Annotated in this window: 17 protein-coding genes and 1 tRNA gene; 13 read left to right on the forward strand and 5 right to left on the reverse strand. The window is 63.7% G+C overall.

The window, feature by feature from the left end; all coding sequences use genetic code 11:
• Position 1: 1 nt before the first annotated feature.
• Positions 2–892 (reverse strand): 2-hydroxy-3-oxopropionate reductase, encoded by an 891-nt coding sequence (locus AC0L3E_RS07055; protein ID WP_292336345.1) that lies wholly within the window; start codon positions 890–892, stop codon positions 2–4.
• A gap of 110 nt (positions 893–1002) precedes the next feature.
• Between AC0L3E_RS07055 and AC0L3E_RS07060 the strand changes: the two genes are divergently transcribed.
• Complete coding sequence (locus tag AC0L3E_RS07060; RefSeq protein WP_473604520.1) at positions 1003–1767, forward strand: HpcH/HpaI aldolase family protein; 765 nt, start codon at positions 1003–1005, stop codon at positions 1765–1767.
• A gap of 15 nt (positions 1768–1782) precedes the next feature.
• Positions 1783–3000 (forward strand): NAD(P)/FAD-dependent oxidoreductase, encoded by a 1218-nt coding sequence (locus AC0L3E_RS07065; RefSeq protein ID WP_127329467.1) that lies wholly within the window; start codon positions 1783–1785, stop codon positions 2998–3000.
• Between the two features lie 191 nt (positions 3001–3191).
• Here the strand turns inward: AC0L3E_RS07065 and AC0L3E_RS07070 are convergent.
• A tRNA-Ser gene (locus AC0L3E_RS07070) sits at positions 3192–3281 on the reverse strand.
• Between the two features lie 361 nt (positions 3282–3642).
• On the opposite strand from AC0L3E_RS07070, the gene AC0L3E_RS07075 reads away from it, so the two are divergent.
• The 5 genes from AC0L3E_RS07075 (at position 3643) to AC0L3E_RS07095 (ending at position 7522) form a co-directional block, all read left to right on the forward strand.
• Entirely contained in the window at positions 3643–4347 is a 705-nt protein-coding gene (locus AC0L3E_RS07075; protein WP_473604521.1) for a hypothetical protein, read from the forward strand.
• Between the two features lie 308 nt (positions 4348–4655).
• Positions 4656–4979 carry a hypothetical protein gene (locus AC0L3E_RS07080; RefSeq protein WP_473604522.1) on the forward strand — a complete coding sequence of 108 codons (324 nt, stop codon included), beginning with the start codon at positions 4656–4658 and terminating at the stop codon, positions 4977–4979.
• A gap of 101 nt (positions 4980–5080) precedes the next feature.
• Complete coding sequence (gene msrA / locus AC0L3E_RS07085; RefSeq protein WP_473604523.1) at positions 5081–5746, forward strand: peptide-methionine (S)-S-oxide reductase MsrA; 666 nt, start codon at positions 5081–5083, stop codon at positions 5744–5746.
• Positions 5747–5954: 208 nt separating this feature from the next.
• Entirely contained in the window at positions 5955–6944 is a 990-nt protein-coding gene (locus AC0L3E_RS07090; protein ID WP_473604524.1) for a BMP family lipoprotein, read from the forward strand.
• Positions 6945–7081: 137 nt separating this feature from the next.
• Entirely contained in the window at positions 7082–7522 is a 441-nt protein-coding gene (locus AC0L3E_RS07095; RefSeq protein ID WP_473604525.1) for a GNAT family N-acetyltransferase, read from the forward strand.
• Here the strand turns inward: AC0L3E_RS07095 and AC0L3E_RS07100 are convergent.
• Together AC0L3E_RS07100 and AC0L3E_RS07105 are read right to left on the reverse strand one after the other, a co-directional pair.
• On the reverse strand, positions 7517–7924 hold the full coding sequence (locus AC0L3E_RS07100; protein ID WP_473604575.1) for a hypothetical protein: 408 nt from the start codon (positions 7922–7924) through the stop codon (positions 7517–7519). The genes AC0L3E_RS07095 and AC0L3E_RS07100 overlap by 6 nt on opposite strands.
• A 22-nt stretch (positions 7925–7946) precedes the next feature.
• Positions 7947–8153 (reverse strand): SlyX family protein, encoded by a 207-nt coding sequence (locus tag AC0L3E_RS07105; RefSeq protein WP_189367407.1) that lies wholly within the window; start codon positions 8151–8153, stop codon positions 7947–7949.
• Between the two features lie 229 nt (positions 8154–8382).
• Between AC0L3E_RS07105 and AC0L3E_RS07110 the strand changes: the two genes are divergently transcribed.
• The 6 genes from AC0L3E_RS07110 to deoA are packed head-to-tail and all read left to right on the forward strand — an operon-like array spanning position 8383 to position 14632.
• Entirely contained in the window at positions 8383–9915 is a 1533-nt protein-coding gene (locus AC0L3E_RS07110) for an ABC transporter ATP-binding protein (RefSeq protein WP_127328351.1), read from the forward strand.
• On the forward strand, positions 9912–11051 hold the full coding sequence (locus tag AC0L3E_RS07115; protein WP_473604526.1) for an ABC transporter permease: 1140 nt from the start codon (positions 9912–9914) through the stop codon (positions 11049–11051). Before AC0L3E_RS07110 ends, AC0L3E_RS07115 begins: the two co-directional genes overlap by 4 nt.
• A 1-nt stretch (position 11052) precedes the next feature.
• A complete protein-coding gene (locus AC0L3E_RS07120) occupies positions 11053–12024 on the forward strand; it encodes an ABC transporter permease (protein ID WP_127266924.1) in 972 nt (323 codons plus the stop codon).
• 56 nt (positions 12025–12080) lie between these two features.
• Positions 12081–12473, forward strand: a complete 393-nt coding sequence (gene cdd / locus AC0L3E_RS07125) for a cytidine deaminase (RefSeq protein WP_023812575.1) — start codon at positions 12081–12083, stop codon at positions 12471–12473.
• 30 nt (positions 12474–12503) lie between these two features.
• Positions 12504–13313, forward strand: a complete 810-nt coding sequence (locus AC0L3E_RS07130; RefSeq protein ID WP_128307705.1) for a purine-nucleoside phosphorylase — start codon at positions 12504–12506, stop codon at positions 13311–13313.
• Positions 13313–14632: a thymidine phosphorylase gene (gene deoA, locus AC0L3E_RS07135; RefSeq protein WP_473604527.1), complete on the forward strand. Its 1320-nt coding sequence runs from the start codon at positions 13313–13315 to the stop codon at positions 14630–14632. The genes AC0L3E_RS07130 and deoA overlap by 1 nt, the downstream gene beginning before the upstream one ends.
• An 83-nt stretch (positions 14633–14715) precedes the next feature.
• On the opposite strand, the gene AC0L3E_RS07140 is transcribed toward deoA, so the two are convergent.
• On the reverse strand, positions 14716–15279 hold the full coding sequence (locus tag AC0L3E_RS07140; protein WP_473604529.1) for a TIGR02281 family clan AA aspartic protease: 564 nt from the start codon (positions 15277–15279) through the stop codon (positions 14716–14718).
• Positions 15280–15353: the final 74 nt, after the last annotated feature.

The following is a 15353-nucleotide window of genomic DNA, read 5'->3' on the forward strand; positions in this document are numbered from 1 at the left end:
TTTACTCCTTTTCTTTTGACAGTTCGTGGCCGCTGAGGATCTCCAGCGCCCGGACGAGAGACGAGTGATCGGCCTCGGCGCCATCTGGATGGGCCGAACAGGCATTCATCAGTTGCTGCGCCATGGCGGTGTTCGGCAGCGCCACGCCAAGGGCGCGGGCACTGTCAAGGGCCAGGTTGAGATCCTTCTGGTGGAGCTTGATGCGAAAGCCTGGGGCGAAGGTCCGGTCGATCATGCGCTGGCCATGCACTTCCAGGACGCGAGAAGCGGCGAAGCCACCCATCAGGGCGCCGCGAACCTTCGCCGGGTCGCACCCGGCCTTGCTGGCGAAGACAAGCGCTTCGGCCACGGCCTCGATGTTGAGCGCAACGATGATCTGGTTGGCGATCTTGCAGGTCTGCCCGGCGCCATTCTGCTCGCCGATCAAAGTGACGTTCTTGCCGAGTGTCTCAAAGATCGGCAGCGCCCGCTCGAACTCGGCGGCCGGGCCGCCGACCATGATGGTGAGGCTTGCCGCCTTGGCGCCGACCTCGCCGCCCGAGACCGGGGCGTCGAGATAGCCGGCTCCCTTCTCTCGAAGTTTCGCCGCGAACGCCGCCGTGGCGATGGGGCTGATCGAGCTCATGTCGATGACCAGCTTGCCGGCTGACAGTCCTTCCAGGACGCCGTCCTCGCCCAACAGGACGCGTTCGACGTCAGGCGTGTCGGGCAGCATGGTGACGACGATCTCGGACCGCCGTGCCACTTCGGCGGCGGACGCGACGACCGATGCGGTCAGGCCCTGCGGTAGAGGGGAGCGATTGAGAACGGTGACGATCTCATGCCCGGCATCGGCCAGGTGGCGCGCCATCGGTGCTCCCATGACGCCAAGCCCGATGAACCCGATCCTCATTCTCCAGCTCCTATTTGAAAGTCCGTACATCGCATCTTGCAGCGTTTTATAGCCATATGATATAGGACATCATACAAATTTCAATCCAGATGATTGGAGATGATCGCAAGATGCAAGAACGCGTCAACACGCTGAAAGCTGCCACAGCGGCTGGCCAGGCTCACATCGGCATCTGGTGCTCGCTGGCTTCGGCGCTCACCACGGAGATCATCGCCGGCTCCGGAGCCGATTGGGTGCTGATCGACGGCGAGCACAGCCCCAACCATCTGCGCAGCATCATGGCGCAGCTTCAGGTGATGGGCGGCTTCGACAGCGAGGCTGTCGTCAGGCTGCCCTCCGACGATCCCAATCTGATCAAGCAGGCGCTGGATATCGGCGCACGCAGCCTGATGATCCCCAATGTACGAACCGCCGATCAGGCCCGCGCCATCGTCGCGGCCATGACCTATGCGCCCGGCGGATTTCGCGGCTTCTCGGTCGGTCACCGCGCCAACGCCTTCGGCCGCATCGCCGGCTACCACGCCAAGGCGCGCGAGCAGCAGCTTCTCGCCGTGCAGATCGAGGATGAATTGGGCGTGGCGAATGCCGCCGAGATCGCGGCGGTCGACGGCGTCGACGTTCTCTTCGTCGGTCCCGGCGATCTTTCCACCAATATGGGCGCGATGGGCAATCCCGGCGCGGCACATGTCCAGGAGGCAATCTCGTCCGTGCGCAAGGCCGCAACGGCGGCAGGCAAGGCAAGCGGCATCCTGGCGCCGGCGAAGGCCGATGCCGACCGCTACCTTGCCGAAGGCTTCACCATGGTTGCCGTCGGTTCGGACCTTGGCCTTCTTGCGCGGGGCTCGGATGCCCTGATCGCTTTGTTCAACCAGTAGCTTGGAGTCGGAGCCATGGCGATCCCGCCTTACAAAGCGCCATCGCGCAACGCCTACGACATCGTCATCGTCGGCGGAGCGGTTGTCGGCTCGTCCACGGCCTACTGGCTGAGCCAGGCGCTGGGCAGCGGTGCCTCGATCCTCGTGGTCGAGCGCGATAGCAGTTACGAGTTTTCATCGACGGCGCTGTCCACCAGCGCGATCCGGCAGCAATATTCCAATCCGATCAATGTGAAGATCAGCCAGTTCGGCATCGAGATCATCCGCGGATTTCAGGAGCGTATGGCACCTTTCTACAAGGACGAACCGGCGCCCGACCTCGGCTTCAAGGAGCATGGATATCTTTACTGCTGTTCACCCGACGGCGTCGAAGCGGCCCGCGAGCGCGTCGATCTGCAGCGCAGTTTTGGGGCCCACACAGTGTTCCTCGAGCCGGGCCCGCTGAAGGATCGCTTCCCCTGGCTCAATGTGGAGGATCTCGGTGGCGGTTCCTGGGGGGCTAGGGAAGAGGGCTGGTTCGATTCCGTTGGGCTGATGAACGGTTTCCGCCGCGCCGCCCGCGCCAGCGGCGTCGAGTATATCGACAATGCAGCGACAGGGCTGGATATTGCCGATGGACGGGTCATCTCGGTGCGCCTCGCGACCGGACAGACGGTTCGTTGCGGAACATTGGTCAACGCCGCGGGCCCGCGCGCGCAGCAGGTGGCAGCCATGGCCGGCCTGTCGATCCCGGTCGCGCCCTACAAGCGCTACAGCTTCGTCTTCGCCAGCGCCAACCCGATCCCCGGCCGGATGCCCAATGTCATCGACCTTTCCGGAACATTCGTGCGTCCCGAAGGCGAGCTTTTTCTCACCGGCAACACGCCGCAGGGCGACGGACCGGCCGGCTACGACGACTTTGAAATGCATCATGAAGAGTTCGACGACTACATCTGGCCGGCACTCTGGCACCGCATTCCGTCTTTCGACGCACTCAAGGTCCAGACCAGTTGGACCGGCCACTACGAGTACAACATGCTCGACCACAACGGCATCGTCGGCTTCCACCCGCAGGTGACCAATTTCATGTTTGCCAACGGCTTCTCGGGGCACGGGCTGCAACAGTCGCCAGCCGTGGGCCGGGGAGTTTCAGAACTTATCGTTCACGGGGCTTTCCAGACGCTCGATCTGTCGCCATTCTGTTACGAGCGCATAGAGCGCAACGAGCCGTTCCTCGAGGAAGCGGTGATCTAGGGCGAGACGATCGACCACCCCGTTTTGATTTGGCGATGCAATTCACTACGGGACGTCGGTCGTGTTCGAGATTGCACCAAGCACAAGCGCCCCGGTTGTCCTCCTGGCCTCGAGATCGCGATGAGCGTCGGCAGCCTGCGCCAGATCATATTGCCTGGGCGCGCCGATCTTGATCACACCTAGGTGCAAACTGGCGGAGAGAGCGGGATTCGAACCCGCGTTACGGTCTCCCGTAAACACACTTTCCAGGCGTGCGCCTTCAACCACTCGGCCACCTCTCCGTCCATGCATGTCGCGTCGGCCGGTTTTGCCGCGCGGGTTGGGGAGATGCACCTCCCTTGGGGCAAGGCGGAACTTCCGCCATCGGCGTCGCCAACCAGCAAACGCCCTTCCCCTGCACCTGAGCCGTCGAAGCAACAGGCGCGGGGCTCATCTAGTCGATCCGGCGCCGAATGCCAAGCCATATCAGCCGTCTATTCGCTTTGCCGGCCACACAGTGTTCGCAGGGCCGTCGGCATGCCCGTTTTTGCGGGCGCCGCCGCTGCAATGGTGTGCACAGGCAGGACCGCCGGGACGGCCGCCCTTGACTTCCCCCGGAGTTGCCTGTCGGGTGCCGAGACTTTGCGGGGGCATTGTGCGGACATGACATCGAGCAATGGACAGACGCCAGTCAGGCGGCCGGACAGCGGGCTGTCCTTTGTGCCGGTGGGCTGGCTTGTCTTCGTCATGGCGTGGTCGGTCTACGGCCTGATCTCCGTCTGGCCCGCGGTCGGCGCCACCGGCCTGCCAGACAGCGTGTTTTACCTTATCTATGCGGGGCTCTTCATCGACGTCGTCACCATCCTGTGGGGGCTTTACCTGCTCGGCCTCGCCTTCGGCCGCTCGGCCCGCTTCCCGCGCCGGTTCACCATCTGGCAGGTCGCCACGATCGTCTGGCTGGTGGCCTGGCAGGCCTGTGCACTGACGATTTCGGATTTCGTCTTTTCGGGCCAGGCGCTCGCCATCACGGCTGCTCAAATCGCCATCGGCGTTCTCTGCATCCATTTGCTGCGCCGTGGATCCGAAGCCGATGCCGTTTATGTCAATCCAGAAACCGAAAGCCCATCGGCCTTCGTCTCGCTCGTCGCCGCGCTGCTCGGCATCGTCCTGGGCGCGGTCATCGGCGCCGTGGCCGGGTTCGCCATCGGCTCGGTGATCGCTGATGCCACCGAGATGAGCTGTTTCGAGGGCGCCTGCGGCTATTTTGCCGTGTTCACCGGCCTGGCCGGCCTCGTGATCGGCGCCATCGGCGGCGGCATTTTCGCCGTCTGGCGTGTCCATCGGCGCAAAAGGAAGCCGGCTGTATAATTCGCGCAGAGCAACGAACCCGGGTTCACCCGGTCTTTAAAGACTTCGCCGGCACGTCGGTTTGCGAGGCACCAAACGCAAAAACCCGCCTGTGCGGCGGGTCGTCGGCGCAAGTCAGCACCATGTCGAAATTAGTAGCATAGCTGCCCTCACATGTCAATGAGAAGCCGCCCGGCCGACTGTCGTCCGGCCTCTGTTGACCGGAGTTTGGAGTCTGCAAATTCGCATATGGCGATTGCGATCCGGCCATGCGCATTCTATCTCTGAAAGGCCCCTCGGGAGGGGGACCAGCCCGGAGGAGGGTTCTGATGTTTCGCTTCGTCTTTCGTCTTGCCGCCATGATCGCGCTGTCGATTTCCGTCATCATGGCGGTGCTCGACGCGACACGCACCGTGGCGGCCTCCGTGCTGGTGCTGACCCCGCTCAACACCAGTTGGCTGGCGGTCTCGCCCGACACGCGGGCCGCCTTCGAGACCTTGATCCGAACCAAGGCCAGCCCGCTGCTGTGGGACGGCGCCATCGCCTGGGTGCTGAACCAGCCGGGCTTCGCCGTGTTCGCGGTGCTGGCTTTCCTGCTCTATGCGATAGGCTACAGGCGGTCACCGCGTACTGGGCAGTTCGCCGCCACCTAGAGCATCGGACCCAAAAGCGGTTGCCGGTTTTGGGAAATCCGATGCTCAAACAAAGCCGCCGTCATGCGGCTTCTTGCGTTTCACCCGAAGAGGAGCCGCGCATGTTCTTTCTCAGCGACATGCTGAACAAGAAGCTCAATCTGCCGAAGCCCTCCGAGGCCCTGCCGGGCCGCGCCAGGGCGATCCCGACCGCATCCAGGCACAAGGTCTTGAAAAGACCGCTCAAAGGTCCTTATCCCGAGAGGCTGGAGACGGCGATGTTCGGACTGGGCTGCTTCTGGGGTGCGGAGCGGCTGTTCTGGCAGATCGACGGCGTCTGGGTCACCGCAGCCGGCTATGCCGGCGGCTTCACGCCCAATCCGACCTATCAGGAGACCTGCACTGGGCTTACCGGTCATGCCGAAGTGGTGCTGGTGGTCCATGACCCCGAGATCGTCTCCTATGCTGGGCTTCTGAGGCTGTTCTGGGAAAGCCACGACCCCACGCAAGGCATGCGCCAGGGCAATGATGTCGGCACCGCCTATCGCTCCGCGATCTACACGAGCGACGAGGCGCAATTGCGGGCGGCGAGCGCCTCGCGCGATGCGTATGACATCTCGCTGCGCGGTGCCGGCCACGGCAGGATCACCACCGAGATCGCGCCGGCGGCCGAATTCTACTTCGCCGAAGCCGATCACCAGCAATATCTGGCGAAGAACCCTTACGGCACGTGCAACCTCAAAGGCACCGGCGTCGCTTGCGTCATCCCTGCCGCCGCGTCCGCGTAACGCTTGGCGCAAGGACAAGCTGCGGTGCGGCTTGCCCGCATCAAGCTTTTCCAAAAGGTCAAAATTCCGCGTGAATTTTATTTCGGGCCATGCCAGATTGCCGCCGAGCGGGAGGGAGTACACTCCTGGCTGACGTCGTATGCCTGCCGGAGAACCGGGCCGGCATGCGGCGCGTAACGGAAAAAATAACCGACAGGGTGTGGATCACATGAAACGTATCGTTCTCGGCCTCCTGGCCGCAACCGCAATGGTTCTTCCGGCTTTCGCCGCGGATGTCCAGCCGGCCATCCTCTATGATCTCGGCGGCAAGTTCGACAAATCCTTCAACGAGGCTGCCTACAACGGCGCCGAAAAATTCAAGACGGAAACCGGCACGGCCTACGTCGAATTCGAGGTCTCCAATGCCTCGCAGCGTGAGCAGGCGCTGCGCCGCTTCGCCGAGGACGGCCGCAACCCGATCGTTATGGCGGGCTTTGCCTGGACGGACGCGCTGACCAAGGTCGCCGCCGAATACCCCGACCTGAACTTCGCCATCATCGACGACCAGGTCGATCTGCCGAACGTGCGGTCGCTGAAGTTCAAGGAACAGGAGGGCTCCTACCTCGTCGGCGTCCTGGCGGCCATGGCTTCGAAGTCGAAGAAGGTCTCCTTCGTCGGCGGCATGGACATCCCGCTGATCCGCAAGTTCGAATGCGGCTATGTCGGCGGCGCCAAGTCAGCGGGCGCGACCGACGTCATCCAGAACATGACGGGTGATACGCCGGCTGCCTGGAACGATCCGGCCAAGGGCGGCGAGATCGCCAAGACGCAGATCGACCAGGGCTCCGACGTGGTCTATGCCGCGGCAGGCGGCACCGGCGTCGGCGTGCTGCAGGCGGCGGCGGATGCCGGCAAGCTCGGCATCGGCGTCGATTCCAACCAGAACGGCCTGCAGCCGGGCAAGGTGCTGACCTCGATGCTGAAGCGCGTCGACGTCGCCGTCTACACCGCCTTCATGGACGGCAAGAACGGCACCTTCAAGGGCGGGGTCGAGAATCTGGGCCTCAAGGAAGGCGGCGTCGACTACGCCATGGACGACAACAACAAGGCGCTGGTGACGGACGAGATGAAGGCGGCCGTCGAAAAAGCCAAGGCCGACATCATTGCCGGCAAGGTCGAAGTACACGACTATACGGCTGACAACGCTTGCCCCTATTGAGCGGCTCGAACACACAGCCATGATCTGCAAACCGCCGGGCGCCAGCCCGGCGGTTTTGCCTTATACGGGTTCGAGCGAAACCTTCGCTCCGTGCCGGACATCGTTTCGGGATACAGATGCAGCCGACGATCGGACCCATGGGCGAGCACGACGTAGCAGCTGTCGCGCAACTGCGCCTCGCTGCCTTTTTCGAGGGAACCGGAAGGACCCTCGGGGAAGATGCGGCAGGGCTTCGCGACTTGATCGCCGGTGACGGCTTCGAGGCGGCATTCGTGGCCCGGATCGGCGACACCCCGGTCGGGACATGCCTGCTGGTCCGCCACGAGCTGGAGCCCATGCATGATCTGACGCCATGGCTGGCCGGGTTGGTTGTCGATGCAAGGTATCGACGCCGAGGAATCGCCACCGCGCTGGTCAAGGCGACGGAAGCCCATGCGGCGTCACGGGGCGTCGAGACGCTCCATCTCTACACATGGGATGCGCGTGATTTCTACGCGGCCCTCGGCTGGAATACCGTTGAGATATGCGGTTCGGAGGGCGAGACGATGGCGCTGATGGCGCGCAGGCCTCGCCTATAGCAGCTTCGCCACGAGACAACCCAGCTCGAACGCCACCATTAGTCCGGCGGCAACGACAACTCCGCGCCGGCCGCCAAGCGCGTGCACGCCAATGCCGTATGGTGGCCGGGACAGGCTTCGGATCACCGTGCGCGGTTTGACCTCATTGCCGCCGAGCTCGACGCTGCGCATCTGAGGTAACTCGGCTAGGCGTTGGGTAACCAGTTCCCAATGCCTGCCAGGCAGCAGGTCGCGTTTTCCGTAACGGTCGAAGAAATACATCTGCTCGGCAAGTCGCGCGACCGCGTCGCGGAAGGCGGGATCGACCTCCAGGTCACGTTCGGCCCGTTCGCGGTCTTTGTCGTTCATAAGACCGAGCACATATTCGCCGGCCCGCGCGATGCGATCGCTTTCACTGACCAAGGCGTGCACCTTCCCTTTTTCCTCACCAGTGCGGTGGCTTGGTTACCGGCACTTCATCTCCTGTCTGCTCCTCCAGCGCCAGGAAGCGATCCGTCAGCGCGTCCAGCTTGCGCTGCATGCGCTCGATCACCTTCCACTGCTCGGCGATCTGGCCGGACAGTTCCTCGATGGTCTTCTCCTGCTCGGCGGCGCGTATTTCCAGCGTCGTCAGCCGGTCGGCGGGCATGATCATGTGAATTCCCCAATCTTCGCCGCGATGTCGTTGACCGCGATGTCTTGCGCCGTGATGCGAATTTCGGCTCCGTCATACTAGCGAATGTGAAGGCCCCGGCCACGTTGCAAATTGACAAGCGCACCGGGATTTGTCGAGAGTGAACCTGCTCCGCAATTGGCACGGGCGGAGCGTCATGCTAGGCGTTTTGACCAAGCGATAAAAAAATAAGAGTGGGACAGGCTGCATGGCGCAAGCCGCAATCGAGTTGATCGGCATCAACAAGAGCTTTGGTGCGGTGCGCGCCAACCGGGACATCAATCTTGAGATCGGTCGCGGCACGATCCACGGCATTGTCGGCGAGAACGGAGCTGGCAAGTCGACGCTGATGTCGATCCTCTACGGCTTCTACCAGGCCGACAGCGGCGAAATCCGCGTTGGCGGCCAGCCGGCCTCGATCAAGACCCCCAATGACGCCATCGCGCTCGGCATCGGCATGGTGCATCAGCACTTCATGCTGGTCGACAATTTCACGGTGCTGGAGAACGTCATCCTCGGCGCCGAAAGCGATGCGCTCTTGAAGAAGAGCATCGCCAAGGCGCGCTCCGAACTGGAGCGGCTGGAGCGTGAATACGGGCTGGAAGTCGATCCCGATGCAATCATCGAGGAATTGCCGGTCGGCCTGCAGCAGCGGGTGGAGATCCTGAAGGCGCTCTATCGCGGCGCCGAGATCCTGATCCTCGACGAGCCGACGGGCGTGCTGACGCCGGCCGAGGCCGACCACCTGTTCCGCATCCTCGGGCAATTGAAAGACCAGGGCAAGACGGTGGTGCTGATCACCCACAAATTGCGCGAGATCATGGCCATCACCGACACCGTGTCGGTGATGCGCCAGGGCACGATGGTGGCGACGCGCGAAACCAGGAAGACGACTGTCGAGGAATTGGCCGAGCTGATGGTCGGGCGGCGCGTGCTCTTGCGGGTCGAGAAGGGCGAGGCCGAGGCCGGCGCCGTCAAGCTCGCTGTCAAGAACCTGACGGTGAAGGATACGCGCGGCGTAACCATGGTCGACGACATCTCCTTCGATATCAGGGCCGGCGAGATCGTCGGCATCGCCGGTGTCGCCGGCAACGGACAATCCGAACTGCTCGAGGCGATTTCCGGCATCAGGCGTGCGGTGTCCGGCTCGGTCATGCTCGACGGCAAGCCGATCGACCTGACCGGCGCCGCCGACCCGGGCGAACTGCGCGACCGCGGCCTGGCCCATGTGCCGGAGGACCGCCATCACGTCGGGCTGGTGCTGGCCTTCGAGGAGAACGAGAATTCGATCCTCGGCTATCACGATGATCCCCGTTATTTGAAGGGGCCGTTCCTCAACATCGATGCCATCCGCAACGATGCCAGGGACAAGATCGCCAAATACGATATCCGGCCGGCCGACTGCCGGCTGAAGACCGCCAATTTCTCCGGCGGCAACCAGCAGAAGATCGTGCTGGCGCGGGAGATGGAACAGGACCCTGGTGTTCTGATCGTTGGCCAGCCGACACGCGGCGTCGATGTCGGCGCCATCGAATTCATCCACAAGCGCCTGATCGCCATGCGCGACCAGGGCAAGGCGGTGCTGGTGGTGTCGGTCGAGCTGGACGAGATCCGTTCGCTGTCCGACCGTATCCTGGTGATGTTTGCGGGCCGCATCGTCGGCGAACGCGGCCCCGAAGCGACCGAGGGCGAGCTCGGCCTGCTGATGGCTGGCATCGAGCACCAGGAGGCAGCACTTTGAGCGCGCCCTACGCCAAACTGCCGGCCTGGGCCGACTATGGCCTGATCCCGCTGATCAATCTGTTCGTCGCCTTCGTCGTCGCCGGCTTCGTCGTGCTTCTGGTCGGCGAGAATCCGCTGCGCGCAGCCGTCATCCTGGTCGAGGGCGCCTTCGGCAAAGGCACAGGCATCGCCTTCACCCTCTTTTATGCGACCACCTTCATCTTCACCGGGCTTTCGGTGGCGGTGGCCGCGCATTGCGGCCTGTTCAACATCGGCACCGAAGGGCAGGCCTACATCGCCGGCCTCGGCATCGCCATCGTCTGCCTGAGCCTCGACAGCACACTGCCATGGTGGCTGACCTTCCCGCTGGCGATCATTGCTGCGGCGACGGTCGGCGCATTGTGGGCGCTCATCCCGGCCTATCTGCAGGCCAAGCGTGGCTCGCACATCGTCATCACCACCATCATGTTCAACTTCATCGCCGCCTCGATCATGGTTTACCTGCTGGTCGGCCCGTTGAAGCCAGCCGCCTCGCAAGCGCCGCAGACGCGTAACTTTCTCGCCGGCGCGGAATTGCCCAAGCTCAACTGGATCATCGAGCTGTTCGGCGCCAAGATCCGTTCGGCGCCGCTCAATGTCACCTTCCTGCTGGCGCTGGTCATGGCCTTCCTGGTCTGGCTGCTGATCTGGCGCACCAAGCTCGGCTATGAAATGCGCACCTACGGTCACAGCCCGAAAGCGGCACGCTATGCCGGCATCTCCGAAACCCGCATCATCATCACCGCCATGATGATCTCGGGCGGGCTGGCCGGCATGATGGCACTCAATCCGGTGATGGGCGATCAGCACAATGTCGCCATCGACTTCGTTTCCGGCGCCGGCTTCGTCGGCATCGCCGTGGCGCTGATGGGCCGCCTGCACCCTGTCGGCATCGTGCTGGCGGCGATCCTGTTCGGCATGCTCTACCAGGGCGGCGCCGAACTCGCCTTCGAGATGCCGGCGATCAGCCGCGACATGATCGTCATCATTCAAGGCCTGGTGATCCTGTTTGCCGGTGCCCTCGAGCACATGTTCCGGCCCTACATCCAGGCGCTGTTCGCCTCGTTCAGTCCGCGATCGGTGGGCATGGAAGCGGTCAAGGGGAAAGGTGCCTGAGATGGATGTGTTCAACGCGATCATCCAGACACTGGACTCCACCATCCGCCTTTCGGTGCCGCTGCTGCTTGCCTGCCTCGCCGGCCTCTATTCGGAACGCGCCGGCATCTTCGACATCGGTCTCGAAGGCAAGATGCTGGTCGGCGCCTTCGCCGGTGCGGCCGCCGCTTCCGTGTTCCATTCGGCCTTTCTCGGCCTCGGCATGGCGATCCTGATCTCGGTCGCCTTTGCCATGATCCACGGTTTTGCCTCGATCACCCATCGCGGCAACCAGATCGTCTCCGGCGTGGCGATCAATTTCATCGCCGCCGGCTCGACCATCATCCTCGGCCAGGCCTGGTTTCAGCAGGGCGGGCGCACGCCGGCGCTGCAACCGGGCGAGCGCTTCGAGGCCATCACCTTGCCGGGCGCCGAGGCCATCCGCGGCGTTCCGATCATCGGACCGATCTATGCCGAGCTCCTGTCGGGCCACTCGATCCTGGTCTATCTTGCCTTCCTGATGGTGCCGTTCACCTGGTGGGTGCTGTTTCGCACCCGTTTTGGCCTCAGGCTGCGCGCCGTAGGCGAGAACCCGGCCGCCGTCGATACTGCCGGCATATCGGTCGCCTGGCTGCGCTACAGGGCGCTGATCTGCACCGGCATCCTCACCGGCATTGCCGGCGCCTACCTGTCGATGGTGCAAAATGGCGGCTTCGTGAAGGACATGACCGCCGGCAAGGGCTACATCGCGCTGGCAGCCCTGATCTTCGCCAAGTGGAAGCCGGTCAACGCCATGTTCGCCTGCCTTCTGTTCGGCTTCCTGGACGCGGCGTCGATCCGCCTGCAGGGATCACCGCTGCCCATCATCGGCAAGGTGCCGGCGCAGTTCATGCAGGCGCTGCCCTACATCCTCACCGTCATTCTGCTCGCCGGCTTCATCGGCAAGGCAATCCCGCCACGCGCCGGCGGCGTACCTTATGTCAAGGAACGTTGAGCGGCAGGTCGGCTTTGCGCCGGGTTTTGAACACGATCATCGGAGAGAACACCTGAATGTCGCATGATCTGTTCGAGGCCGCCAAGGCCGCCATGGCCAGGGCCTACGCGCCCTATTCTAAGTTTCCGGTCGGCGCTGCCTTGCGAACCGAGGACGGGCGCGTCTTTACCGGCGCCAACATCGAAGTCGCCTCCTATCCGGAAGGCTGGTGCGCCGAGACCACTGCGCTCGGCCACTACATCATGGGCGGCGGCGGCAAGATCGTGGAAATCGCCGTCATCGCCGAACGCATGGCGAAATGCTCGCCTTGCGGCGGCTGCCGGCAGCGGCTGGCCGAATTCTGCCGGCCGGAAACAAAGCTCTATCTCTGCGACAATGCAGGTGTGGCCGAGACCGTGACCATGGGCGACATGCTGCCTTACGGCTTCCGCGGCGATATTTTGAAATGAGCAATGGGCGCAAATGAACAGCTGGCAGCGATGACGGAAAAAGCCCTGGATCATCTCGTCGAAAGGCTGGACGGCTTGGCGCCCGCCACGGCACTGGTGCTCGGTTCGGGCCTCGGCGGTCTGGTCGACCAGATCGAGGGCCCGATCCGCATCTCCTATGCCGACCTGCCCGGTTTTCCCAGAAGCGGTGTCACCGGACATGCCGGCGAGGTGGTGGCGGGGCTGTTTGCCGGCGCGCCGGTGCTGATGCTGTCGGGCCGCGCCCATTACTACGAGCACGGCGTTGCCGCGGCGATGCGGCCGGTGCTGGAAGTGCTTGCCGGCATCGGCATCACGAAACTGATCCTCACCAATGCCGCCGGTTCGGTCGATCCGGACATGCCGCCGGGCTCGGTGATGCTGATATCGGACCACATCAATTTCTCGGGCACCAATCCGCTGATCGGCGAACCAAGCGACCGGCGTTTCGTCGGCCTGACTGAAGCCTATGATGCCGGCATCCGCCAGGCCATCGAGCGGGCGGCAAATGCGACCGGCACCACCCTGTACAAGGGCGTCTATATGTGGTTCTCCGGCCCATGCTTCGAAACGCCGGCCGAGATCCGCATGGCGCGCATCATGGGCGCCAATGCGGTCGGCATGTCGACCGTACCGGAGGTCATTCTCGCCCGCTTCCTAGGACTGCGCGTCGCCGCCTGTTCGGTCATCACCAATTTGGCGGCCGGCATGACCGGGGCCGAGCTATCGCACCAGGAGACCAAGGACATGGCACCGGTCGGCGGCGCGCGGCTGGCGACGATCCTGCAGCGCGTGTTCCGCGACGGACTGCTGGAGATCTGATGCTTCCCCAGGAAATCATCCGCCGCAAGCGCGATGGCCTCAGGCTGTCGGAAGAGGAGATCGCCGGCTTCGTCGCGGGCGTGACGTCGGGCGCCGTCACCGATGGCCAGGCCGGCGCCTTCGCCATGGCGGTGTTCTTCAACGGCATGAACCGCGACGAGGCCGTGGCGCTCACGCTGGCGATGCGCGATTCCGGCGATGTGCTCGACTGGTCGGACCTGCCCGGCCCGGTCACCGACAAGCATTCGACCGGCGGCGTCGGCGACAATGTCTCGCTGATGCTGGCGCCGATCGTCGCCGCCTGCGGCGCCTATGTACCGATGATCTCGGGCCGCGGCCTTGGCCACACCGGCGGCACGCTGGACAAGATGGATGCCATTCCCGGCTACATCAGCCAGCCCGACGTCGCGCTGTTTCGCAAGGCGGTGCTCGAAACAGGCTGTGCCATCATCGGCCAGACCGCCGACCTCGCGCCCGCCGATCGACGGCTCTACGCGATCCGCGACGTCTCCGGCACGGTCGAATCGGTGCCGCTGATCACCGCTTCGATCCTGTCGAAGAAGCTGGCGGCCGGGCTGCAATCGCTGGTGCTCGACGTCAAGGTCGGCAACGGCGCCTTCATGGAAAAATCGCGCGACGCCACCGCACTCGCCAACAGCCTGGTTGAGATCGCCAACGGCGCCGGACTAAAGGCTTCGGCGTTGATCACCGGCATGAACGAGCCCTTGGCGTCGGCCGCCGGCAACGCCGTCGAGGTGCGCAACGCCGTTGATTTCCTCACCGGCCGGTATCGTGACCGTCGGCTCGAGGACGTGACGCTGGCGCTGGCCGCCGAAATGCTGCAGTCGGCCGGGCTGGTGTCGTCCAACCAGGATGGCATGCGGCGCGCCACCGAGACACTCGCCAGCGGCCGCGCCGCCGCCACCTTCGCACGCATGGTGGCCGCGCTTGGCGGCCCCGCCGATTTCATCGAGAAACCGGAAAAGTATCTGCCGGCGGCGGCGATCGAATTTGCCGTCAAGGCGACCGCAAACGGCTTCGTCACCGGCATCGCCACCCGCGATATCGGGCTCGCCGTGGTCGGCCTGGGAGGTGGACGCACGCGGCCGGACGACAGGATCGACCCCGCGGTCGGCATCACCAGGCTGTTGCCGGTCGGTGCGGAGGTTGGGATCGGCGAGCCGCTGGCGCTGATCCATGCCCGCTCATCGGCCGATGCCGAGGCCGCCGCGGCTACCGTGCTTTCGGCCTATACGGTCGGCGCCTCGAAGCCGCCCGCCGACAAGTCGGTCATCCGGCGGATTCTGCCGCGCGGTTGAAGCAATTTCAGGAAAAGTGTGGACCGGTTTTCCCGGGAAAGCGCATAGCGCTTTCCCTTGGAAATTGCGGCAAACGAATAGCCTTACTGGACGAGCAGCAGCGTGCCGTTCTCGACCTGGTATTTGTCGAGCCGGTTGAGGAAGCTCATGCCGATCAGATTGGTGCGCAGCGCCCTGTCGTCGAGCACGATGGTCTGGACGTCATTGACCGTGATGTTGCCGATCTGCAGGCGGTCGATCATGGCCACGGCCGCCTTGATGGTGCCGTTGGCGGTGTTGACCTCGTGACTGAAGTCCGAAGCGTTCAGCGACAAGCCGATCTTGCGTGCCGTCGACATGTTGATGGCGACCAGCGTGGCGCCGGTGTCGATCATGCCGTCGACCTGGCGCCCGTTGAACTTGAAAGCCGATGAGAAATGTCCGCGCTCGTCTGCCGCGACGACCACCTTGCGGCCCATCGGCAGCGGTGCCGCGGGCTTGTTGGGCACCGATGCCAGATTGACGTCTGGTTGGGCTTCGACCGCTTGTTTGCCCGGCACCGCCGACCTCAGCAGGTTTTCGACGAGTTGCGGATTGGACTGGTACACAATCGGTATCGATGCCGATGAACCGGCGAAAACGGCGAGGATGAGAAGTTTGCGCAGCATGGATCGGCCTCGCCGCATGACCCCGGAAATCGGGATCGATTTCGGAAAGGCTCACGCGCAAATCAAAATGCTAC

It is taken from the genome of Mesorhizobium sp. WSM4822 (assembly GCF_055811155.1).

Coding starts and splice junctions, on each gene's coding strand:
- AC0L3E_RS07140 (WP_473604529.1), bottom strand. CDS start 15,279: ATGCTGCGCAAACTTCTCATCCTCGCCGTTTTCGCCGGTTCATCGGCA.
- AC0L3E_RS07080 (WP_473604522.1), top strand. CDS start 4,656: ATGTTTCGCTTCGTCTTTCGTCTTGCCGCCATGATCGCGCTGTCGATT.
- cdd (WP_023812575.1), top strand. CDS start 12,081: ATGTCGCATGATCTGTTCGAGGCCGCCAAGGCCGCCATGGCCAGGGCC.
- AC0L3E_RS07060 (WP_473604520.1), top strand. CDS start 1,003: ATGCAAGAACGCGTCAACACGCTGAAAGCTGCCACAGCGGCTGGCCAG.
- AC0L3E_RS07075 (WP_473604521.1), top strand. CDS start 3,643: ATGACATCGAGCAATGGACAGACGCCAGTCAGGCGGCCGGACAGCGGG.
- AC0L3E_RS07055 (WP_292336345.1), bottom strand. CDS start 892: ATGAGGATCGGGTTCATCGGGCTTGGCGTCATGGGAGCACCGATGGCG.
- AC0L3E_RS07090 (WP_473604524.1), top strand. CDS start 5,955: ATGAAACGTATCGTTCTCGGCCTCCTGGCCGCAACCGCAATGGTTCTT.
- msrA (WP_473604523.1), top strand. CDS start 5,081: ATGTTCTTTCTCAGCGACATGCTGAACAAGAAGCTCAATCTGCCGAAG.
- AC0L3E_RS07130 (WP_128307705.1), top strand. CDS start 12,504: ATGACGGAAAAAGCCCTGGATCATCTCGTCGAAAGGCTGGACGGCTTG.
- AC0L3E_RS07120 (WP_127266924.1), top strand. CDS start 11,053: ATGGATGTGTTCAACGCGATCATCCAGACACTGGACTCCACCATCCGC.
- AC0L3E_RS07110 (WP_127328351.1), top strand. CDS start 8,383: ATGGCGCAAGCCGCAATCGAGTTGATCGGCATCAACAAGAGCTTTGGT.
- AC0L3E_RS07065 (WP_127329467.1), top strand. CDS start 1,783: ATGGCGATCCCGCCTTACAAAGCGCCATCGCGCAACGCCTACGACATC.
- AC0L3E_RS07095 (WP_473604525.1), top strand. CDS start 7,082: ATGGGCGAGCACGACGTAGCAGCTGTCGCGCAACTGCGCCTCGCTGCC.
- deoA (WP_473604527.1), top strand. CDS start 13,313: ATGCTTCCCCAGGAAATCATCCGCCGCAAGCGCGATGGCCTCAGGCTG.